The 21,735-nt window shown below is 51.1% G+C and carries 17 protein-coding genes and 3 pseudogenes; 1 reads left to right on the top strand and 19 read right to left on the bottom strand.

Annotation, left to right across the window (positions count from 1 at the left end; genetic code table 11):
• Positions 1-5 precede the first annotated feature (5 nt).
• From DXA93_RS00390 to DXA93_RS00315, 16 genes and pseudogenes are all read right to left on the bottom strand, one after another.
• A complete protein-coding gene (locus DXA93_RS00390) occupies positions 6-920 on the bottom strand; it encodes a polyprenyl synthetase family protein (RefSeq protein WP_330415388.1) in 915 nt (304 codons plus the stop codon).
• Positions 898-1,143, bottom strand: a complete 246-nt coding sequence (gene xseB, locus DXA93_RS00385; protein ID WP_226906307.1) for an exodeoxyribonuclease VII small subunit — start codon at positions 1,141-1,143, stop codon at positions 898-900. Before xseB ends, DXA93_RS00390 begins: the two co-directional genes overlap by 23 nt.
• A gap of 22 nt (positions 1,144-1,165) precedes the next feature.
• Positions 1,166-2,392, bottom strand: coding sequence for an exodeoxyribonuclease VII large subunit (xseA, locus tag DXA93_RS00380; RefSeq protein ID WP_022463350.1), 1,227 nt, complete (start codon positions 2,390-2,392; stop codon positions 1,166-1,168).
• On the bottom strand, positions 2,382-2,819 hold the full coding sequence (nusB, locus tag DXA93_RS00375) for a transcription antitermination factor NusB (protein WP_022463351.1): 438 nt from the start codon (positions 2,817-2,819) through the stop codon (positions 2,382-2,384). Before nusB ends, xseA begins: the two co-directional genes overlap by 11 nt.
• A 127-nt stretch (positions 2,820-2,946) precedes the next feature.
• On the bottom strand, positions 2,947-3,339 hold the full coding sequence (locus DXA93_RS00370; protein ID WP_022463352.1) for an Asp23/Gls24 family envelope stress response protein: 393 nt from the start codon (positions 3,337-3,339) through the stop codon (positions 2,947-2,949).
• A 70-nt stretch (positions 3,340-3,409) separates the two neighbouring features.
• A complete protein-coding gene (gene sdaAA / locus DXA93_RS00365; RefSeq protein ID WP_117760404.1) occupies positions 3,410-4,282 on the bottom strand; it encodes an L-serine ammonia-lyase, iron-sulfur-dependent, subunit alpha in 873 nt (290 codons plus the stop codon).
• Entirely contained in the window at positions 4,272-4,955 is a 684-nt protein-coding gene (gene sdaAB, locus DXA93_RS00360; RefSeq protein WP_119207611.1) for an L-serine ammonia-lyase, iron-sulfur-dependent subunit beta, read from the bottom strand. The genes sdaAA and sdaAB overlap by 11 nt, the downstream gene beginning before the upstream one ends.
• Positions 4,956-4,993: 38 nt before the next feature.
• Positions 4,994-6,586 (bottom strand): peptide chain release factor 3, encoded by a 1,593-nt coding sequence (locus DXA93_RS00355; RefSeq protein ID WP_022462532.1) that lies wholly within the window; start codon positions 6,584-6,586, stop codon positions 4,994-4,996.
• A gap of 107 nt (positions 6,587-6,693) precedes the next feature.
• Positions 6,694-7,212, bottom strand: coding sequence for a DUF4364 family protein (locus DXA93_RS00350; protein ID WP_022462531.1), 519 nt, complete (start codon positions 7,210-7,212; stop codon positions 6,694-6,696).
• The gene (locus DXA93_RS00345; RefSeq protein ID WP_022462530.1) at positions 7,209-8,156 is read right to left on the bottom strand and encodes a TIGR01212 family radical SAM protein; all 948 of its coding nucleotides are present in this window, start codon (positions 8,154-8,156) and stop codon (positions 7,209-7,211) included. Before DXA93_RS00345 ends, DXA93_RS00350 begins: the two co-directional genes overlap by 4 nt.
• 14 nt (positions 8,157-8,170) lie before the next feature.
• Positions 8,171-9,493: a replication-associated recombination protein A gene (locus tag DXA93_RS00340; RefSeq protein WP_022462529.1), complete on the bottom strand. Its 1,323-nt coding sequence runs from the start codon at positions 9,491-9,493 to the stop codon at positions 8,171-8,173.
• A gap of 113 nt (positions 9,494-9,606) precedes the next feature.
• On the bottom strand, positions 9,607-10,281 hold the full coding sequence (locus tag DXA93_RS00335; protein WP_158583247.1) for a polysaccharide deacetylase family protein: 675 nt from the start codon (positions 10,279-10,281) through the stop codon (positions 9,607-9,609).
• Between the two features lie 116 nt (positions 10,282-10,397).
• On the bottom strand, positions 10,398-12,761 hold the full coding sequence (locus tag DXA93_RS00330; protein WP_117509114.1) for a DUF2298 domain-containing protein: 2,364 nt from the start codon (positions 12,759-12,761) through the stop codon (positions 10,398-10,400).
• Between the two features lie 2 nt (positions 12,762-12,763).
• A pseudogene (locus tag DXA93_RS00325) lies at positions 12,764-14,394 on the bottom strand (ABC-F family ATP-binding cassette domain-containing protein).
• A gap of 121 nt (positions 14,395-14,515) precedes the next feature.
• Positions 14,516-16,585 (bottom strand): LTA synthase family protein, encoded by a 2,070-nt coding sequence (locus DXA93_RS00320; protein WP_118594690.1) that lies wholly within the window; start codon positions 16,583-16,585, stop codon positions 14,516-14,518.
• Between the two features lie 31 nt (positions 16,586-16,616).
• On the bottom strand, positions 16,617-17,390 hold the full coding sequence (locus DXA93_RS00315; protein ID WP_118699902.1) for a DUF6062 family protein: 774 nt from the start codon (positions 17,388-17,390) through the stop codon (positions 16,617-16,619).
• A 237-nt stretch (positions 17,391-17,627) separates the two neighbouring features.
• Here DXA93_RS00315 and DXA93_RS00310 point away from each other — a divergent pair, with 237 nt between their 5' ends.
• Positions 17,628-17,861: a helix-turn-helix domain-containing protein gene (locus tag DXA93_RS00310; RefSeq protein WP_118659117.1), complete on the top strand. Its 234-nt coding sequence runs from the start codon at positions 17,628-17,630 to the stop codon at positions 17,859-17,861.
• Positions 17,862-17,949: 88 nt separating this feature from the next.
• Here DXA93_RS00310 and metA read toward each other — a convergent pair.
• The 3 genes and pseudogenes from metA to DXA93_RS20370 all read right to left on the bottom strand — a co-directional run bounded on the left by metA (position 17,950) and on the right by DXA93_RS20370 (position 21,713).
• A pseudogene (gene metA, locus DXA93_RS00305) lies at positions 17,950-18,880 on the bottom strand (homoserine O-acetyltransferase MetA).
• Positions 18,881-19,030: 150 nt separating this feature from the next.
• Entirely contained in the window at positions 19,031-20,986 is a 1,956-nt protein-coding gene (ligA, locus tag DXA93_RS00300) for an NAD-dependent DNA ligase LigA (protein WP_055228463.1), read from the bottom strand.
• Positions 20,983-21,713: pseudogene (locus DXA93_RS20370) on the bottom strand (pseudouridine synthase). Before DXA93_RS20370 ends, ligA begins: the two are co-directional and overlap by 4 nt.
• Between the last annotated feature and the right edge of the window lie 22 nt (positions 21,714-21,735).

Here is a 21,735-nt window from a genome sequence, read left to right as displayed (position 1 = left end):
ATCCCTTACTTTTTTCTGGAAGTCAGAGATTCAAACAGCTCTTCCAGAAATATTTTATCTCCCGGACAGGACAGATTTTTCAGTTCGTCTACGGCCTCTTTCGTAAGCCGTTTTACCTCCTGCTCCGCCCCGTCTGTGCCAAACATCGTCACATACGTTGTTTTTTCATTCTTTTCATCACTGAAAACCGGCTTTCCAAGCTCCTCCATCGTGGATGTGACATCCAGGATGTCGTCCCGGATCTGGAACGCGATTCCGACTTTGGAGGCAATCCGGCAGAGCGCGTCAAGATCATCGTCGTTTGCTCCTGCAAGTGCCGCACCTGCCATCATGGCAGCCTCTAAAAGCGCCGAAGTCTTGTTCTCGTAAATGTAGTCCAGCATCTCACGGTCGATGGCGAAATGGCCGGCTTTTTCATTCATCACGTCAACACTCTGACCGCCCAACATGCCGGAAATTCCGGTTTTCTGACAGAGAATACCAAAAGCCCGTACTACGCGGTCGGTGTGCTCCTCCAGTGGAAAGGCTTTCCAGGCTGTCTCGTATGCATAGTTTAAAAGGGCGTCTCCTGCCAGCACGCCGACGGCCTCCCCGAAGACGACATGGGTCGTTTTTCTGCCGCGGCGGTAATCATCGTTGTCGATCGCAGGGAGATCATCGTGGATCAGGGAATGGGTGTGAATCATCTCCATGGCTGCCATAAATGGTTTTACAGCCTCCCCGGTTCCGCCGAACAGACGGAAACTCTCCTGCAAAAGCAGCGGACGAAGCCTCTTTCCGCCCGCTGTCATACTGTAATTCATGGCTTTTGCCAGTTCCTTTGCAAAGCCTTCCTCTTTCGGCAGGTAAGCGGCAATGATACTTTCCGCTTCCCGCGTTTTTTCTTCGAGTACCGCTTTAAAATTCTCTGAATGTTCCATCCTCATTCATCTGGAGCATTTTTTTCTCGACGCGGTCAATTTTCTGACTGCATTCGTTCAAAAGCTCCATTCCCTCCTTGTATAAACGAAAGGAGTCTTCCAGGCTGACATCGCTGCTCTCCAGCGTTTCGAGCATCTGATCCAGTTTTCCAAATGCTGCTTCCAGTGTCTCACCGGAAGGGGTTCCTTCTTCTTTTCTCTCTTCTGCTTCCATATTTCCCATGTTTTCTCGATTCTCTGCTTTTTCACGATTGTTCCATCCAGGATACGGCCGATGTCTTCTCTGCGCGCGCTGTGATCTTTCCGTCTGATACACAGATTTCGAGCAGATCACCTTCTTTGACATCCTGCACCGAAGTGATGGCTTTTCCTTCTTTTTCCACGTAGGAATAGCCCTGGTTCAGCTTGTCCAGCGGGGACAGACCCTTCATCGCCTGAATGTAAAGGGCAAGGCGGTGGCGCGCTTCTTTGAGCTTTTCTTCCATCGCATCTGTATACCGACGCTCCAGCTCGGCGTGGCGTGCTCTCTGGTCACGGATCTTATTTTCCGGTCCGAGATACTTCCACTTTGTCTCGTACTGCAGAAGGCGGCTTCTCGCTCTCTGCGTCTGGTTTGCCATCGCATGGTTCATGCGGCTTTTATAATTTTCCAGTGTGTTGAGTACCGCGCGGACATCAGCGACCGCCAGCTCCGCCGCTGCGGACGGGGTCGGGGCGCGCAGATCTGCCACGAAATCGATGATCGTTGTGTCGGTCTCATGGCCGACGGCGGAGATCACCGGGGTATGGCAGGAAAAAACGGCACGCGCTACTTTTTCCTCATTGAACGCCCAAAGATCCTCGATCGAACCACCTCCGCGGCCCACGATCAGCACATCCAGATTCAGTGCGTCCAGACGGCGGATGCCCTCCACGATGCTGTCCGCCGCTCCCTCTCCCTGCACCAGGGCCGGGTAGAGGATGATCTGGACAAAGGGATTCCGGCGGAGTGCAATGTTTTTGATATCCTGCACAGCAGCTCCCGTCGGTGCTGTGACAACACCGATTTTCTTTACATACGCAGGAATCGGCTGTTTGTACTCCGGGGCAAACATGCCCATCTCTTCCAGTTCTGCTTTTAGGGCCAGATACTTTTCGTATAAAAGGCCGGCGCCCTCTTTTGTGATCTCTTTTGCATAGATCTGATACTTTCCGTCCCGCTCATAGACGCTGATGCTGCCGCCGACAATCACATTATCGCCGTCCCGCATCGGGAAGGCAAGGCCGCGCCGCGAACCGGCGAACATGACACAGGAAATGGTTCCTTCCGCATCTTTTAAGGAAAAATAGATGTGGCCGGACGGATGGTATTTACAGTTGCTTACTTCTCCGCTGACGTAAATCCGGCGGAGCATATAGTCCTGGTCAAAGATGTTTTTGATGTATGAATTGACCTGGCCTACGGTGTAAACATTCTGATTTTTATTTCTCATCTTCTTCTCTTGCCAGTTTTCCAAGAATACCGTTGATAAAGGACGGAGACTGGTCTCTGCCGAAGCGTTTTGCCAGCTCAACGGCCTCGTTGATGGCTACACCGACCGGAACGTCCTCGTCGAATTTCATCTCGTAAACGGCAAGACGTAGGATCGCCAGGTCTACTTTTCCCATACGGGTCGTTTTCCAGCCCTCGGAAGTACGGTTCAGCATCTCGTCGATTTCCGGGATGTGCTCGGTCACATGATGGTATTTCTCTTCCATATAGGTCTGATCTTTTTCGCTTACGGTTACTTCTTCATCCTCGTCGTTGTCGTCAGAGTACGTAAAGTAAAGAGACATCTGCTGCGGCATCTCCTCTTTCTCCTGGAACTCTGCGGTATAGAGAAGTTTAAAAATATTTTCGCGAAGTTTGCTTCTGTTCATTGTCTGTTTTAATTCCTTCCTGTATAGTTAATTAACTATTTTTCTTCCATTTCATCTGGCTCTGAATAGTTAACAAGAACCGCGGGGTTGTAAGGGGTCGCCTTATTCCCTCGCGGTTCGTTGTTTTTTATTTCGTCTGTTCCATATTCACGCCTGCAATGGCTACATTGACATCGGAAACTTCCAGGCCTGTCATATTCTCGATCGCTGTTTTTACTTTTTCCTGTACGTTTTTGCAGGTTGCCGGAATCTCGTATCCATATTTGAGATTGAGGGCAAGATCCACGCAGACAACGCCGTCGAGTACATCAACTTTGACACCCTTGGAAAGATTTTTCATGCCAAGCTTGCTGACTAATTCGTTGGTAATATTTCCGGCCATGGAGGCTACCCCGTCCACTTCCGTTGCCGCAAGTCCTGCGATAATAGCTACCACCTCGTCTGCAATCTGCACGGTTCCGATTCCTTCGTCATCATATATCGTATAAGTGTTTCTTTTCTGAATTTTTGCCTCTGCCATCTTAAAGAACCTCCTCCTTGGCTGACTTTCCTTTATTATACCAAAAGTTTTCCGAAAATAAAAGTTTTTTTTATTCTTCTTCCTGTGCCGCGCACCACTCGCGTGCTGCCGGCGTGTTGGCAAGGCCGCCCTGGCCGGTTTCGCGCAGACTCGGATGCATCTGGTCGCCGACTTCCCGCATCGCATCGATCACCTGATCCGGCGGAATGCGGCTTATGATTCCCGCAAGTGCCATGTCCGCCGCAGAAAGTGCATTCACGGAACCGATCACATTCCGCTTGACGCACGGGACCTCGACAAGACCGCCGACCGGGTCACACACGAGACCGAGCAGGTTCTTTAATGCCATCGCTGCCGCATGCGTGATCTGGGACGGAGTGCCGCCGCCAAGTGCGGTCAGTGCGCCTGCCGCCATCGCGCTTGCTGTTCCGATTTCGGCCTGGCAGCCGCCGGAAGCGCCCGCAATGTAGGCCCGCGCCGCAACGACCTGGCCGATACCGGCTGCCGTGTAGAGCGCACGCACGATCTGCTCATCCGCTGTCCCCTTCTCTTTCTGGTAATTCACGAGCACAGCCGGAAGCACACCGCACGCTCCTGCGGTCGGTGCTGCAACGATCCGCTTCATGCAGGCGTTTGACTCACCCATCGCAAGTGCAGATGCCATAACTTTTCCGACAAACGGTCCGCAGAGCGTGTTCCCGCTCTCGACATACGCACGCATCGTCTTTCCGGCGCCGCCCACAAGACCGCTTCTCGACTGCAGCGAACCGTCGTAATTCCGTTCAGCGCCTTTCATGGCTTCCCACATGCCGCGCATCGTCTCAATGGACTCTTCGCGGCTTACATTTCTCTCATTCATATCGTCCAGAAGGATAACTTCATCAAACGGCAGGTCTTTTTCCTGGCACTCCCGGACAATTTCTTCCAGTGAATTATAAAACATCGTCCTCTTCTCCTTCCGTTACGTTGATGTATGTTACCTTTACAATGCCCTCACGATGCTCCAGCCATTCCAGCGACTCTTTGAGAAGCGGCTGATCCATCTCCACGACCATGACGGCCGATCCGCCTCTCTTGTCGCGGTAGAGGGACATATTCGCAATGTTGACTGACTTATGTGCCAGCATCGACGTAACCTCGGCTACGTGGCCCGGCTGGTCCAGATTGTGGACGATCAGGGTCGGAATCTCGCAGCTGCAGTTGACATCCAGCCCGTCGAGGCGGTTGATCATGATACGGCCGCCGCCAAGGGAGCACGCCTGCACCTCGAGCGTCCGGCCGCTCTTTCCCTTTACTTCCAGAACGACGCTGTTCGGATGGGCACTCGTCAGATTGGCGATGCCGAATGAATAGGAAAGACCCATCTTCCGGGCAATTTCAAAGCTGTCCGGAATCCGCTCGTCATCCGGCCGCATGCCGAGAAGACCCGCGACGAGACCGCGGTCCGTTCCATGACCCTTTCCCGTTGCGGCAAAGGAACCGTACATCAGTATTTTTGCTTCCACCGGCTGTTCCCCGAGAAGTTTCTGCGTCATCCATCCAATCCGCACTGCCCCCGCTGTGTGCGAACTCGACGGACCGACCATCACAGGGCCCAGAATATCGAATAAGTTCATTCCTTCTCCTTTTTAAGCGGCATCCCGCTCTTTTGTTCTTAGTTTTTGCTGAATTCGGTCAGCACAAGGTCTTTGTTTCGATCCTGTACCATGCCGACACTCCACGGATTGACAAAGAGAAGCAGCGGATTTCCCTTGAGGTCCATGACCTTCTTCATATCGGATGTACCCTGAATACGGTCCAGGTTGATCTCCTCTTTGTTTGCGATCCAGCGGATGTGCTCATACGGCAGGTTCTCCAGACGGATATCCACGTTGTACTCGTTCTCCAGACGGTATTTTAAAACGTCAAACTGCAGGACGCCGACAACGCCGACGATGATCTCCTCCATGCCGCCTTTGTACTCCTGGAAAATCTGGATCGCACCTTCCTGTGCAATCTGGGAAATTCCCTTGACGAACTGTTTTCTCTTCATCGTATCGAGCTGGCGCACTCTTGCAAAATGCTCCGGCGCGAAGGTCGGAATTCCCTCGTATGCGAATTTTTTGCCCGGCATACAGATCGTATCTCCGATAGAGAAGATGCCCGGGTCAAATACACCGATGATATCGCCGGCGTATGCTTCATCAACAATATGACGGTCACTCGCCATCATCTGCTGCGGCTGGGAAAGACGCATTTTCTTTCCTCCCTGCACATGGAAGACTTCCATTCCGGCGTCGAATTTGCCGGAGCAGATGCGCATGAATGCGATACGGTCACGGTGTGCTTTGTTCATGTTTGCCTGGATTTTAAAGACAAACGCAGAGAAATCCTCTTTGACCGGATCGATCACGCCGCAGTCTGCCGTACGCGGAAGCGGCGGCATCGTCATCGTGAGGAAGTGCTGCAGAAAAGTCTCCACACCAAAGTTGGTGAGCGCAGATCCGAAGAATACCGGGGAGAGCTCTCCCTTGCTGACAAGCTCCTGGTCAAACTCTGCACTTGCGCCGTCGAGCAGCTCGATCTCATCCATAAGCTGTTCTTTCTGGTCCTCATCGACCACATCGAGAAGATGCGGATCGTCGATATCAATTTCTTCCTCGATACCTTCCTTCGTTCCCTTCATTGTATCGGAGAAGGTAAGGACTTTCTTTTTGTCACGGTCGTAAACACCGCGGAATTTCTTTCCGGAACCGATCGGCCAGTTGATCGGGCAGGTTGCAATGCCGAGCTCTTTTTCGATCTCGTCGAGCAGCTCGAAGGTATCGTTCGCATCGCGGTCCATCTTGTTGATGAAGGTAAAGATCGGGATGTGGCGCATGACACAGACTTTAAACAGCTTTCTGGTCTGTGCCTCGACACCCTTTGAGGCATCGATCACCATAACGGCGGAATCGGCTGCCATCAGGGTACGGTACGTATCCTCCGAGAAGTCCTGGTGTCCCGGGGTATCCAGAATGTTGATGCAGTAGCCGTCGTAATTGAACTGCAGAACGGAAGAGGTAACGGAAATACCACGCTCTTTCTCGATCTCCATCCAGTCGGATACGGCATGGCGCGCAGTCGCTTTTCCTTTTACGGAACCGGCGAGATTGATCGCTCCTCCGTACAGCAGGAATTTCTCAGTCAGTGTGGTTTTACCGGCATCCGGGTGGGAAATGATGGCAAAGGTACGCCGTCTTTCAATTTCTTTTGTATAATCAGGCACAGTTTTATCTCCTTTGGAATATAAAATCTTATTTACTATGTTTTCCATGTTTATGCTTTTTAGACATACTAATTTATTCTATTATATGCCACCATTCCTGTCAATCGTTATCTTGACAGTTCATTCATAATCGAAGCATAAATCTTCTGACTCCGGTTTTCCCAGTTGCTGCAGATCTTTTTGGCCGCCTCCTCGGACGGAACCGTCACGACAATCTCAAAAATAGTCGTCTTCCGCTCTCTTGCCTGACAGCGGACCTCGTAGTCATCTCCCGCGGTCTTGTAGTAATCGGCCACAACGGACGCTTTTTTTCGCAGTTCATAGGAGTGCTCCTTCATATAGCGGTCGATTTCCTCCCGGATTTCCGGAGAGATCTCGTTTTCGAAGAAGGAAAGCGTCTTGCTGCCCTCCTCAGTCATGTGGTAGTACGAGGTGTTGCGCACCTTCTCGATCTCGATCAGCTTTGTATCCTGCAGCTCGCTTAACGCCTCCTGGAGATGAAAGTAGTTCGTGTACTCTTTTTCCAGGATAAAATCCGAAATCTGTGTATTTGACAGCGGAAAATTCACATTCTGCAGCATGTAGAGAATAATCAGTTTGTATAACGTAAAGGATGATTCAATCACGGTGTGTTTCCTCCTTTTTCTTCGTCCAGAAGCTGTCCCTGATACGCATGTTCTTCTTTCATGCGATGATGCAGCTCATTTAAGACGGCGCGTTTTGCCTGGCTCCATGTTGGTGCAATCAGAAGATCCCCGGGGCCGTCTCCCGTCACACGGTGGATCACAAGATCGGGACGGAGGCGCCGCAGACAGTCGATGACAAGGGTAAGATACGCCTCCTGCTCCAGCACCTCAAATTTTCCGGCCGCGTAGTCCGCCGCAAGATCCGTGTTTTTCAGCACATGAAGCAGCTGAAGCTTGATGCCGGAAATGGAAAGTCCATTCAGGTAATCCATTGTTGCAAAGACTTCTTCCTGTCCCTCCCCCGGCAGACCGAGGATCGTGTGGACAATCACGGGAATCCCCCGCCTGTGCAGCTCGTTTACTGCCTGTTCAAAACAGGAAAGCGGATAGCCCCTTCGGATATACTGTGCCGTTTTTTCATGCATCGTCTGCAGTCCCAGCTCCAACCAGACCGGTTTGATCCGGTTCAGCTCTTCTAACAGAGAAAGAACCTCTTCCCCTAAGCAGTCCGGTCTCGTTCCGATCGAAAGGACCACGACCTCCTCGTCCGAAATTGCCTCCCGGAAAATTTTTTCCAGATATTCCACCGGCGCGTACGTGTTCGTATACGCCTGGAAATAGGCGATGAACTTATGCACCGGCCGCTTTTGCTGCAGGAGGGATTTCTGCTCCCGGATCTGTTCCGGGATGGATTTGTTTCTGTCCCCGGCAAAATCACCGGAGCCGCCCGCACTGCAGAAAATGCAGCCCCGGTCACCGCAGGTGCCGTCCCGGTTCGGACACGTCATCCCGCCGTCGAGCGAGAGCTTGTACACTTTTTCCCCGAACGTCTTTTTCAGATAGGCGTCCAGCGAATAATACGGCTTTCCAAGCCAGTCTGTCATGATTTCTTCCCCTTTTATTCGATGTCTTTTCCAATTTTTTTGAAGTTTTCCCGGATCTTCTGCTCATAGCCGTTCGTTCCAAGATGAAGGAAACGGCTTCCTAAGATCTCGTCCGGCAGATACTGCTGCTCGACGTAGTGATTCGGGTAATCATGTGCATACTGATAGCCTTGACCGTGGCCGAGTTTGGCAGAACCTTTGTAATGGGCGTCCTGCAGATGCGGCGGAACCGACGTCCGCACACTTCCGACCGTCTTCATCGCCGCAAAGACTGCCTCGCACGAAGAATTACTCTTCGGTGCACAGGCAACATACGTGGCTGCCTCCGCCAGAATAATCTGCGCCTCCGGCATGCCGACGCGTTCCACGGCAAGGGACGCGGAAACTGCTACATTTAAGGCATTCGGATCGGCAAGGCCGACATCCTCCGCCGCGCAGATCATGATGCGGCGGGCGATAAACTTGATATCCTCCCCGGCATACAGCATTTTGGCCAGATAAAAGACCGCCGCATCCGGGTCAGAACCACGCATGCTCTTGATAAATGCAGAGATCGTATCGTAATGCTGATCGCCCGTCTTGTCGTACCGCACGACGCGCTTCTGGATGCACTCCGATGCCGTTTCGAGATCGATATGGATTTTTCCGTCCGCCTGACGTTCCGTCGAGAGGACGCCCAGCTCGATTGCATTTAAGGCCGCTCTCGCGTCACCGCCTGCGATGTCGGCGAGGAACTCTTTTGCATCCGCATCGAGCACAACGTTGTACGTCCCGAGCCCCTTTACCGGGTCCGTCACCGCGCGCTCCAGCAGTTTTTCGATGTCCTCTTTTTCGAGCGGCTTTAATTCAAAGATAATGGAACGCGAAATCAGCGCCCCGTTGACCTCGAAATACGGGTTTTCCGTCGTCGCGCCAATCAGAACGAGTGTGCCGTCCTCCACAAACGGAAGCAGATAATCCTGTTGTCCCTTGTTGAAGCGGTGGATCTCGTCGACAAAAAGAATCGTCTTTTTGCCGTACATGCCGATCCGCTGCTGCGCTTCTTTTACGACTTCTTCCATATCCTTTTTGCCGGCTGTCGTGGCATTCAGCTGGGTAAACTCTGCGCTTGTCGTGTTGGCGATGACGCGGGCAAGCGTCGTTTTTCCCGTTCCCGGAGGGCCGTAGAAAATGACGGAGCCGAGTTTATCCGCCTTGATCGCACGGTACAACAGCTTTCCAGGGCCGATGATGTGCTCCTGTCCAACCACCTCGTCCAGCGTTGTCGGGCGCATGCGCGATGCGAGGGGGGACTCTTTTTCCATTGTGGTTTCTTTCATATAATCAAACAAATCCATGTATTTTTCACCCCATTTTTCTTCCTGCCTTTTATCTTATCACATTTTGGCGGGTATCCTCAACCCCTTAATCTCGGATTCTCCGCAACTATGTTCGATGGAATCCGCGGAAGCTATTCTTCAATCAGCTCACGCACCGTCACAAACGTGTATCCCTCTTCTTTTAATTCTTTTAAGATCCGCCGCAGCGCTTCCACCGTCGCGCGGTAGCCGTCATGCATGAGAATAATGCTGCCATCCTTCACATTCGGAAGCACCGCGCTGCAGATCGACGCGGTGTTCTGGCTCTCCCAGTCGCGGGAATCCACATCCCAGAGTACCGGGATCATCGTCACTGCAAGGTCCAGCCCCTCTCTCCATTCCCCGAACGGCGGACGGATATAGACGGGATATTCCCCTGTGATCTCGTAGATTGCATTGCTTGTTTTCACGACCTCCTCCCTCGCTTCCTCTTCTGATACTTTCGTAAGCTGAACATGATGAAACGTATGATTTCCGATCAGATGGCCTTCCGCATGCATCCGGCGGACGATTTCTTCGTTTCCGGCAAGACACTGCCCCTGCAGAAAAAACGTTGCCGGAATTTCATTTTCTTTTAAAATTTCAAGCACCTCCGGCGTATAGCACGCATTCGGCCCGTCATCAAATGTCAGCGCCGCACGGCGGGGCACACTTTTTTCTACTTCCGCCGCTGTCTCTTTCGCGCCTTCTCTTTCACACCGTGCCAGCTCTGCAAACAGAATAGCCGCCATTATCACAGCCAGAAGCGGCAGAGGAACGTGCCGCACTTTTCGGAATCTCCGCATGGTCTGCCCTTCGCACTTTCTTCTGCATTCTCTGTATTATATGAAAAACAGGAGAAAAGATGCCGCACCCGGCGGTTCTTTTCTCCTGTTTTTGTTCTTTATGTATCCTGTACCTGAAGAATATACGTACCGGACGCAGTATCCTGGTAAACGATATCTCCGATGGACTGCAGCAGCGATTCATTCAGCGCATCGCCATATTTCTCCTTTTCTTTGCTTCCCACAAAAATGTAGGTCACATGATACTGCTCCAGCAGGCGCAGCACTTCATTCGTATCGGTCGAGGTGTACATCTGTTTCACATCCTCGGCGCGGACATTTAAGTCTGCGGGATCCCCTCTCCAGAGCCATTCATGGACATACCATCCAAGCACGGTCGGAAGACCGGTCATTGCGGAAACGCGCTCGTAATCGCTGTAGCTGTCGCCGTTCGCCTCAAGCACAACCGGCTGTCCTTCTATTGTTTCATCCAGCCAGCGGATGGCACCTGCGTCCTCGGAAAAGACATTTTCCAGATACGCTGTCGCATCGAGTCCGCGGTACTCGGACAGATCGAAAATATTTCCGAACCAGGAGTACACGCTCGTTCCAAAATAGCCGAAGGTCCATAAAAGCAGTACCAGCCCGATTCCGCCGAACACCTGCAGAATCCGCTCTTTTTTCCAGAGCAGGAACCGCGTGATGATGTAGCTCATGCAGATCCCAAACAGGATAAATGCCTGATACGTCAGCTTGAACATCGTGTTGGAGCGCGCATACGATTCTTCGTAGATATCGCGCACATAGACGAGCTCCGGAATGATGATAAGGCCGATGGCACAGAGGCCTAAAATACCGATCACCATATCGCTCACCGCAATCTCTCTCCAGAAATTACAGAAGGCAGAAACTTTTTTTGGCTTTTCCGCCGTTTCTTTTTCGCCCGGCTCCGGTTTTTTCTCTCCCAGAATCAGGGCAACGGCCTGCTCTTCCACCTCTTCCTGCGTCTTTCCATCGGCAAGTACAATCTGTCCCTGCCGCTCCATGCCCGGAAGATGACAGTTTTTCCGCCATGCTAGCAGAACGGCTGCGATAAACAGCACAACGAGCACCGTCGGAAGGCCCCAGAGAATCGTCAGCTGATACAGCATCGAATGGTGCCTGGCAATGCCGACACCGGAAACCATCGTCTCAAACTTCATTGTAAACGGAAGGGCAACAATCGTTCCAATTGCAAAAACTTCTGCAGCCTGCAGGAGAACCGTTCCGATCGTCTCTTTCGCCCGCGCATGATACCGGTACAGCGCACCGTACAGAGAGAAGCCTGCAATCACGACGAAATAGATAACAAAATCCCAGTAGTTGGACCAGTGGAACACACCGATCAGAAAGCCCGCCGCGATGATCTGCGGCTGAAGCAGAACGTCTTTTAACGACCATTTCCACTCTTTTTCCGGATCACGGCAGGTATTTTTCACGTAGGAATATAAAAGGCCCAGCACCAGCAGGACGAACATGACATTCACCACATGGGCATGCAGGTCGCCGAGCACAAAGGAATACGATGGAAACTCATGAATCGTGCGGTCATTTTCCACAAGCGGGTCATACCCGATATAGCGGGTCGAACTCGGGAACCAGTAAGCCGATTCGTTCAGTCCCAGCCACTGGCGGATGCAGCCGTAAATCACATAGTGCATATTTCCGGCAAGGGAAACGGCGCCTCCCGAAAGAAGACCGCCAAGCACCGGTGCAATCTGGCTTTTATTGCCGCCCTCTTTCCGGATGCGGTGGCACGCACGCGACTCTGCCAGATGGTAGGTGATCGAAAACGGCAGAACAAACGCGAACGATGCCACCATCGTACGCATCAGATGGTACGTCTGCTTTACATCCGTGAAGGTAATCTTCGTCAGAAATACGGCATAGAACTGGCCGCCGTAATAGTAGTTAATACCGCTTCCGCTGTACCAGAGATCCTCTGCCGGAACGGCGGTGCTGCGCATCATGGCCTTCATAAAACCATAATCCATGAATTTTTCGGTTCCGTGTGCCTCCGGGTGAAAGCCCGCAAGATAGGTCCAGAGAAGGAAAAAGGCGAAAAACAACACTTCTTCCATCATCAGGAAGTCGATTTCCGGCGCATGGACGCGTACCTTAAAACATCCGAAAATCCAAGAAGCCAGGATCAGTACACCGACTGTGATCAGGCAGACCGGTGCGGTAAACGGAACCAGTCCGAAGCTTCCAAGAGCAAATACAGCAAAACCGGAAACAACGATGCCAAGCACTTTAGAAAACATCCATCCCCGGTCATGAAACCGCGGAAACAGCGCTGCGGCAGCCGGATAAAATCCAATACCGAGCACCAGGGTCATAAGCCACCACTTCAGGAACGAAACGTTGTCCGTTCCAAGAAGCGGCGTTGTGGCCAGCACAAGCAACACCAGCAGAATGCCGGAAACTGTCGTCTTTTTGCTCATCTTTAATTATCTTCCTCTGTCATTGTATAGACATGACGTTTTCTTGCCATCTCATCGCTTGCAAGATACTCGTCGTAGGTGGTCATCTTATCGATCAGCGCGCCGTTCGGAAGGATCTCCATGATACGGTTTGCTGTAGTCTGTACAAACTGATGGTCGTGGCAGGTGAACAAGAGCACGCCCGGAAATTTGATCAGACCGTTGTTCAGTGCAGTGATGGACTCCATATCCAGATGGTTGGTCGGCTCGTCAAGAACGAGAACGTTTGCACCGGAAATCATCATCTTGGAGAGCAGGCAGCGCACTTTCTCTCCTCCGGAAAGGACTCTGACACGTTTCACGCCGTCCTCACCGGCAAAAAGCATTCTTCCGAGGAATCCGCGGACATACGTTACGTCCTTGATCTCGGAATACTGGGTCAGCCAGTCTGCGATCGTCAGGTCGCAGTCGAATTCTGCGGTGTTGTCCTTCGGGAAGTAAGCCTGTGTAGTGGTTACGCCCCATTTGTAGTAACCGGAATCCGGCTCTTCTTCTCCGGTCAGAATCTTGAACAGCATGGTGATCGCCTGCTCGTTGCTTCCGACGAAAGCAACTTTATCTTCTCTTCCGAGGGTGAAGCTTAAGTTATCCAGGATTTTCACGCCGTCTACGGTTTTGGTCAGTCCCTCTACCTGCAGAACGTCGTTTCCGATCTCACGGTTCGGACGGAAATCGATGTAAGGATATTTCCGGCTGGACGGTTTGATATCGTCGAGCTGGATTTTCTCCAGGGCTTTCTTACGGGAAGTAGCCTGTTTACTCTTCGATGCGTTGGCGCTGAATCTAGAGATGAAGTCCTGTAACTCTTTGATCTTCTCCTCTTTCTTCTTGTTCGCCTCTTTCATCTGTTTTACCAGCAGCTGGCTGGACTCAAACCAGAAGTCGTAGTTTCCGGCATAGAGCTGGATTTTTCCGTAATCTATATCTGCGATCTGGGTGCAGACTTTATTCAGGAAGTAACGGTCGTGGGATACGACGATAACGGTATTCTCGAAGTTGATCAGGAACTCCTCAAGCCACTCGATCGCATCGAGGTCCAGGTGGTTGGTCGGCTCGTCGAGAAGAAGGATGTCCGGGTTTCCGAACAGGGCTCTTGCAAGAAGAACTTTGACCTTCTGGCTGCCGGTCAGGTCTGCCATCTGTGCGTAGTGCAGTTCCGGCTCAATGCCAAGGCCGTTTAAGAGCTGCTCTGCATCGGTCTCTGCCTCCCAGCCGTTCATCTCTGCAAACTCACCCTCGAGCTCGCTCGCTTTGATACCGTCCTCATCGGTGAGTCTTCTTTTGCGTACAGCGCCTCTTTCTCTTTCATGATCTCATAGAGACGGGCATTTCCCATGATAACGGTGTCGAGTACCGGATAGCTGTCGTATTTGAAGTGGTCCTGCTCGAGGAAGGAAAGACGCTGGCCCGGTGTGATGGTTACGTCTCCGTTTGTCGGTTCAAGCTGGCCGGACAAGATTTTCAGAAAGGTTGATTTTCCCGCTCCGTTGGCACCGATCATGCCGTAGCAGTTTCCCTCGGTGAATTTGATATTGACATCTTCAAACAACGCTTTTTTTCCGACACGAAGTGTCACATTATTTGCTGCAATCATACTTTTTAAAACCTCATTTTCTTATTCTTAATTGTAAACGTGAAGTTACCGCCGGGGTTTCCCGGTCATACGGAGTATAGTCTACCATAGGTTTCCGTTTTCTGGCAAGTAGGGAAAGCCCTTATTCTTCGTCTTTTTCACCGGAAATTGTAAAAAAGCTGTCATCCCGGTCTTTTTTGTCGATCAGTTCATTGTACTGCAGGCATTCATACTGCCGTTCGTACTCGAGATCCTCCTCCGGCGCATCGCTGTCGTTCCAGCGGTACCAGGTTCCGTCACTTGCTAAAAAGCCGAGGTGATTGAGCGCCGGCATCTTCTCGCGCAGGTCAAGCAGATACTCGTTGTACGGCGTCAGTTCCAGGCCGGTAAGGCTTAACGCATAGCTTGAGAGATAATTTGTGCTGATCCAGACATTGCTCTCGGATTTCATGCTGTAGTTGGTCCAGATGAAGAACGGGGTTCCATAGAACTTCTCCTGATCCTCGACCGAAAGATTCTGATAGGCGTCTCCGGCAATCCATGTTTCAAACGCATCCGGCAGTTTCGGGGAATGATCGCCGAACATAATGATCATCGTCGGCTCGTCCACCTGCTGGAAATACCGGATCAGATAGGAAATTGCCTCATCGGAAAGCTTTAACAGGGAGAAATACTGATCGGCCTCATCACTGTCGTAGCCGTTGCAGTTGATATCCGCCTGGAAATAACGGTTCGTGTAGCCGCTGTGGTTCTGCATCGTCACATCAAAGAGGAAGAACGGGCTGCCCGGCTCCTTGTTCTCGTAGGTTTCCACGATCTTCTCATAGTTCGCCTGATCGCTGATCATGCCGCGGTACCGCTTGGCCGTATCGGAGAACTGATCAATCGAGATGAAATCATCAAAATCAAGGAAACGGTATGCCGTGCTCCGCTTCCAGTTTGTCGCCTTGTTCGGATGCATCGCAATTGCCTGATAACCCTGGTCTTTTAACGTCGTGACAAGGGAATACTGGCTGTGCGTAAAGTAGCTGACGTACGGCACCATGCCCGGGAACCGCTTGCAGGAGTTTCCGGTCAGGAACTCATACTCCGTTTTTGCTGTTCCGCCGCCCTTGGTACACGTCAGCGTGTGCCCTTTGATGATATTTTCGGTCAGCGAGTCGAGGAACGGCATGTAGCTCTCGCTCGTCTGCGGATCGCCGACGGAACGGTAGTCAAACCACGACTCGTTCATGATCGCGATGATGTTGACGGGTGTCACGCTATCCGCATTATCTTTTCGAAGATCTTCTGTTTTCGTCTCTTTCTCGCTCGTATCGGCAATCGCTGTCACTTCGTCTTTCGAATAGCCGTCCGGCGGTGTCAGGCGCATGTATTTGGCGACCGCGGTAAAACCGACTGTCGTTCCGTACTGGCGGTATGTCTTCGCCGGATTCCAGAGGTCACTGATGACACCGAACTCGGCGTTCCAGTTCAGATTCATGTACGCCAGGTATGTTCCGAGCGTCAGCGCAGCAGCAGCCACGCGGAGCAGAATTTTATTTCTCGTTTTCCGTGCAAAACGGTATTCCCGGCTCTGCAGCCAGAGGCGCACAACGAGCATCATCGTGATAAACGAAGTCACGATTTCACCTGTGATCTCGAATTTGTAGCCGCCGACTACGTCCGCCGCCGTCGCAATGCTGTACAGGTCGATGAGCTGGAACGCTTCTCCGCGGAACAGATAAACATAGTAGAATACCAGACTCATGCAGAAATAAAAGATGTTCATGAAAATCATCGCGCGGCGGATGGAGTTCAGAAAGAGGGAAACGAGAATGGAAAGTACGAAAATGACACCGATATTCAACAACGCATAATACCATTTCATCTCCCGGAACTGGCTGTTTGTGACAAATTCCAGTGTGGCAAACAGATAGGCTGCGTTTGCCAGCATCAGAATCGGCTGTTTCCATCCCACATAGCGCGGTTTTGGTTTCTGGTCCGGCTTTGCAGCAAACCGGCAGAAACTGACGACTGTCGTCAGTATGATGCACGCCAGCAGGCATGGGAACAGAAAGTGAATACTCCACTCCCGGTCTGCCGCCGTCGTATCCAGCAGCGGGCGCGCCAGAAACAGCAGCACCGCCAGCACGCCGAAATACAAAACAAGAAACGCGCACCGGGCGCGCTCCTTTTGATTCTCTTTTAATCTCTGATAAAACTTCTGCATCGAAACTTTATGCTCCTTTTATAAACAAGAATTATAATCCTTCCGTAAACGGCTCGTCCGCCGGATAGCCGCCGCCTAATTTTTGCATACAGCGCTGGATGGAATCTTTTGAATTTCCCCAGTCCTTATCCTTGTTGCGGTAATCGAATTTGTCAGTAAACCATGTTACCTCTTTCTGCAGCCGCTGGTAATTTTCTTTCATGATTTTGAACAGAACCGGGTAAAATTCCGCTTTCTGTTTATCATTCAGCTTTTTCTCCGCCGTTTCTACCAGATCCGCAAAATGCGGCAGACAGAAGCCTTTTCCCTCGCGGAACAGTCTTGCAAACTCCTCATCTTTTTTGTAGAGATCAAAGAACGTATCAAGATAGCGGTTATAGTTTGCCTTGAAGTGATCGCAGACGTAGCACGAATGCGTCTTCTCATCAATCCACTGGCCGATCGCAGTCTCACGGCCCTGTTTGTCGAGGGATGTCTTCTGCATCCGCTTGAACACCGAGGATTTTCCCGGTGCAAACAGATCCATCTGTGCGGCAAGCTCCTGGTTCAGTTTTTTCAGATGGGTGGATAAAATCAGACCGCTTCCGAGACGGTTTCCGTAATCGTACATCATTTTATAGTGGTGGCGGCAGAATCCCATCGCGTCTGTTTCCGCACGCACATCATCCTCCATATAGGATGCGCCGGAACCAAGCGCAAACGAAATCGCATGCTGCTCTGCTTCCCGCTCCAGATAGCAGAACGGGCACTCATCTTCCGCCTTAAATGCATCCATCAGCGGAATGGTATGGATCGACTCTTTCATATGCAAAAACCTCCGATTTTATTTGTTGGTGCTTTCTACAGCATACACAAAAACCTCTCATTTGTCAAAAGAACTCTTTTTCCTGTTTTTCTATTATTCTGATGGATAATTTCTATATTTTGCACAATTTACATGTGCATTATAAAAATTTAAAGTTGTTTCTTTTTGGTATTTAATCGTTTAAGATAAATATTATATAAGTCTTTGTATCACTCTGTTCAGAAAGGAGCCGCAGCAATGGGAGAACGTCATACGGAGGAGATGCGCCTCCTCGGTCTTACCATCGCTTTTTATCGCAGAGCACGCGGATTAACGCAAAGTGAGCTTGCCGAAGCTGTCCAGATCAGCCGTACACATATGAGCAACATCGAAGCGCCAAACAGTCATACCTCTCTGTCTCTAAACAAGCTGATGGATATTGCGGAATCACTCGAAATTCCGCTGAAAACATTATTTGATTTCAAACGGTAAGCCCGGAAAGCTTTCCGTTTTTTATAGCAGATTTTTACAGCAACCCCCCGCAGCCGGTGTGCGCCCGGTGCGGGGGGCTTTTTCTCTCTTATTTTCCCGAAAAATCCGGAGTTCCGTCAAGATTATACGGGGTCACCTGGTATACATAGTAGTTCAGCCAGTTCGTGTACAGATTGTTCGCATGTGACCGCCATAAAAGCACTGGTTTTGTATTTGGATCGTCGTTTTTATAATAGTTCTTCGGAATCTCAATCGGGAGTCCTTTGTCTTTATCGCGGTGGTACTCGCCGTCGAGCGTCATACGGTCGTACTCCGGATGACCCATCACAAAAATCTTTCTTCCCTCTTCCGCCATGCCAAGATAGAATCCGGCTTCGTCGGACTCTGCGAGAATCGTGACATCTTTGCAGGCACGGATATCGTCGATCGGTACTTCTGTGTGGCGGGAATGCGGTGCCAAAAACTCGTCATCGAAGCCTCGCACAAGCGGGATCTTGCGGTTGTTGACTTTGTGCCAGAACAGCCCGAATTTCTTCTCCGGAAGCATCCGTTTCTTCAGTCCGTAGAAATGATACAGACTCGCCTGGGCTCCCCAGCAGAGGAACATCGTGGAGGTAACGTGTGTGTTCGTCCAGTCCATGATCTTTGTCAGTTCATCCCAGTAATCAACTTTTTCAAATTCCATCTGCTCGACCGGTGCACCGTGATGATCATACCGTCGTAATAATTTTTCCGCACATCCTCAAATTTCACATAGAACGTGTTCAGATGGCTGGTCGATGTATTTTTCGCCTCGTGGCTTGCCACCATCAGAAAGGTGACATCAACCTGCAGGGAGGTGTTGGAAAGGGAGCGCAGAAGCTGCAGCTCGGTATCTTCTTTGAGCGGCATCAGATTCAGGATCATAATCTTCAGCGGACGGATGTCTGATGAACCGCTCTTGTCTCGTCCATGACGAATATATTTTCGCTTTCGAGTATTTCTTTTACAGGTAAATCTGCCTGAACTTTAACCGGCATATTCTTTTTCCTCGTTTCTATTCTTCTTGATCTGCCGCGCTTTTCTCTGCGCAGACAGGCGGTTTGCTTTTTCCGGCAGGAATTTCTGCCGTCTGCTTCCGATTATAGCAGATTCCGCGCGGGATGCAAACCGCCTTTGCAGATATTTCGTTATTCTTCTGTCATCTTCAGAAATTCCTCTTCTGAGATCACCGGCACGCCGAGTTCGCGCGCTTTCCGGTTTTTGGAGGAACTGGATGTCGTGTCGTTGTTGATCAGATAGCTCGTCTTTCCCGTTACACTTCCGGTGGCTTTTCCGCCGAGCTCCTCGATTCTTGCCTTTAATGCATTCCGGTTCGGGAAATGTTCCACACTTCCGGTGATGACGAAGGTAAGACCGGCTAATTTCTGTTCTTCCTGGCTTGCCTGCGGCTTCTCAATCGTCAGATACGACAGAAGGCGCTCAAGGCGTTCTTTATTTTCCTCATCCGCAAAGTAATCCACGATGCTTTTTGCAATCACTTCTCCGACACCGTCGATCTGCGCGAAATCCTCCGCCGATGCATTCCGGATCCGGTCGAGATCGAAATCGAAGGCTTTGCAGATCATTCTCGCGTTTGCAAGACCGATATTTAAGATGCCAAGTCCGAAAATCAGACGGGGCAGCGTTGTGTTTTTCGCGCGCTCGATGCTGTCGATCAGATTCTGGTATGATTTTTCACCGAAACCGTCCATCTCCACAATCTCGTCGCGGTAGCGGTCGAGACGGAAAATATCGGCAAACTCACGGATGAAGCCGTGGCCCACGAATTTTTCGAGCGTTGCCTCCGACATGCCGTCGATGTTCATCGCGTCGCGGCTTACAAACAGGGTGAATGCCTTCATGAATTTTGCCGGGCACTCCGGATTCGTACAGTAGAGGGTCTCGACATTGTTCATCATCTGAATCCGGGTGGCACCGCCGCAGGCAGGACACGTTTCCGGAATATCGCGCACACCGCTTCTCGTCAGATTCTCTGAGATCTGTGGAATGATCATGTTTGCTTTGTAGACAAGGATTTTATCACCCACACCGAGATCCAGCGAACGCATGATACTGATGTTGTGGACGCTTGCGCGGGAAACCGAAGTTCCTTCCAGCTCGACCGGCTCAAAAACCGCAACCGGATTGATGAGACCGGTTCTCGACGGGCTCCACTCAATTTCAAGCAGAGTGGTCTCCTTCTGTTCATCCGCCCATTTGAAGGCGAAAGCGTTCCGCGGGAATTTCGCGGTTGTGCCGAGTGATTCTCCGTAGGCGATATCGTCATACAACGCGACAAGGCCATCGGACGGGAAATCGTTTGTCTCGATTTTCGTGGAGAAATATTGCATCGCCTCGTCGAGGTTATCTTTGGTGACAACCTTGTATTCCACCACCTCGAAGCCCTGCTCTTTCAGCCACTCCATCTGACGGATTCTGGAATTTTCGAAATCCTGTTCCGGAGCGCTCACAAGCGCAAATGCCATAAAATGAACGTGGCGTTTTGCCGTAATCTCATTGTTCAGCTGGCGCACAGAACCGCTGCAGAGGTTCCTCGGATTCTTGTATTTCGCATCGACATCCTCAATCTCCTCGTTGATCTTCTCAAAATCGGAATAGCGGATGATCGCCTCGCCGCGCAGAACCAGCTCTCCCTGGTACGGGATTTTTAAGGGAATATTTTCAAACACTTTTGCATTGTTCGTGACAACCTCTCCGATCACGCCGTTTCCACGGGTGACGGCCTTTGCGAGGGTACCGCCGCGGTACGTCAGAACGACGGTCAGACCGTCCATCTTCCAGGATAGCAGCGTTTTGTGATCCCCGATGAAGCTGCGGAGCACTTCCACATCTTTCGTTTTATCAAGGGAAAGCATCGGCGACTCGTGCGCTTCTTTCGGCAGTTCGTCCATCGCCTCGTAGCCGACTTTTGTGGTCGGGCTTCCGGCGAGTGTTACGCCTGTTTTTTCCTCTAATACCTGCAGTTCGTCATACAGCGTGTCGTACTCCAGGTTGCTCATGATCTCCCGGTCTTCCTGGTAATAGGCTTTTGCCGCTTCGTTCAGCTTTTTGACCAGTTCCTTCATCCGTTCTGTCTCGTTCATCGCTTTTCCTCCCCGATCTGCTTTTTCAGTTCTGCTAATTCTTTTTCCGTTAAAGGGCGGTACTCCCCTGTTTTCAGGTCTTTCAAGTGAATATTCATGATCCGCACACGTTTCAGCTTTGTGACACGATATCCTAATGCTTCGCACATCCGCCGGATCTGACGGTTCAGTCCTTGCGTCAGAATAATCATAAAGCTGCGCTCTCCCGTTTTCTGGATCCGGCACGGGCGCGTCACGGTATCGAGAATCGGCACGCCGGATGCCATTTCTTTCAGAAATTCCGGTGTAATCTCTTTGTTTACCTCGACCTGGTATTCTTTTTCGTGGCGGTTTCTGGCACGCATGATACCGTTTACGATCGCACCGTCGTTCGTCATCAGAAGGAGGCCTCGGAATCTTTATCGAGTCTTCCCACCGGGTAAATCCGCACCGGGTAGGACAGATAATCGATGACGTTGTTTTTCTCCCGTTTTTCCGCAGTACAGACGATGCCGCGCGGTTTGTTGAAGGCGAGATAGACTTTTTTCTCCTCCGGGACAACGGTTTTGCCTTTCACGACAACAACGTCGCCAGACTCCACCTGCATGCCGGTTTCCGCGCGTTTTCCGTTTACCGTAATCTCGCCCGCTTCTGTCAGACGGTCCGCCTCCCGCCGCGAGCAGACGCCCGCATCACTTAAGTATTTGTTTAAGCGCATGGTTTTATCCTTCCAAAAAAGCAGTTTCATAAAAACCAGAAACTGCTTTTTT

Source organism: Blautia sp. OF09-25XD, assembly GCF_003482095.1.
In the GTDB taxonomy this organism is placed as follows: Bacteria; Bacillota; Clostridia; order Lachnospirales; family Lachnospiraceae; genus Fusicatenibacter; species Fusicatenibacter saccharivorans.
Note: the sequence above shows the minus strand (reverse complement) of the source record. Positions and strands in the feature narration are given on the sequence as shown.

What these genes read in the sequence shown, in the direction of transcription:
- DXA93_RS00390 (WP_330415388.1), bottom strand. Translation starts at nt 920, where the DNA reads ATGGAACATTCAGAGAATTTTAAAGCGGTACTCGAAGAAAAAACGCGG.
- xseB (WP_226906307.1), bottom strand. Translation starts at nt 1,143, where the DNA reads ATGGGAAATATGGAAGCAGAAGAGAGAAAAGAAGAAGGAACCCCTTCC.
- xseA (WP_022463350.1), bottom strand. Translation starts at nt 2,392, where the DNA reads ATGAGAAATAAAAATCAGAATGTTTACACCGTAGGCCAGGTCAATTCA.
- nusB (WP_022463351.1), bottom strand. Translation starts at nt 2,819, where the DNA reads ATGAACAGAAGCAAACTTCGCGAAAATATTTTTAAACTTCTCTATACC.
- DXA93_RS00370 (WP_022463352.1), bottom strand. Translation starts at nt 3,339, where the DNA reads ATGGCAGAGGCAAAAATTCAGAAAAGAAACACTTATACGATATATGAT.
- sdaAA (WP_117760404.1), bottom strand. Translation starts at nt 4,282, where the DNA reads ATGTTTTATAATTCACTGGAAGAAATTGTCCGGGAGTGCCAGGAAAAA.
- sdaAB (WP_119207611.1), bottom strand. Translation starts at nt 4,955, where the DNA reads ATGAACTTATTCGATATTCTGGGCCCTGTGATGGTCGGTCCGTCGAGT.
- DXA93_RS00345 (WP_022462530.1), bottom strand. Translation starts at nt 8,156, where the DNA reads ATGACAGACTGGCTTGGAAAGCCGTATTATTCGCTGGACGCCTATCTG.
- DXA93_RS00340 (WP_022462529.1), bottom strand. Translation starts at nt 9,493, where the DNA reads ATGGATTTGTTTGATTATATGAAAGAAACCACAATGGAAAAAGAGTCC.
- DXA93_RS00330 (WP_117509114.1), bottom strand. Translation starts at nt 12,761, where the DNA reads ATGAGCAAAAAGACGACAGTTTCCGGCATTCTGCTGGTGTTGCTTGTG.
- DXA93_RS00320 (WP_118594690.1), bottom strand. Translation starts at nt 16,585, where the DNA reads ATGCAGAAGTTTTATCAGAGATTAAAAGAGAATCAAAAGGAGCGCGCC.
- DXA93_RS00315 (WP_118699902.1), bottom strand. Translation starts at nt 17,390, where the DNA reads ATGAAAGAGTCGATCCATACCATTCCGCTGATGGATGCATTTAAGGCG.
- DXA93_RS00310 (WP_118659117.1), top strand. Translation starts at nt 17,628, where the DNA reads ATGGGAGAACGTCATACGGAGGAGATGCGCCTCCTCGGTCTTACCATC.
- ligA (WP_055228463.1), bottom strand. Translation starts at nt 20,986, where the DNA reads ATGAACGAGACAGAACGGATGAAGGAACTGGTCAAAAAGCTGAACGAA.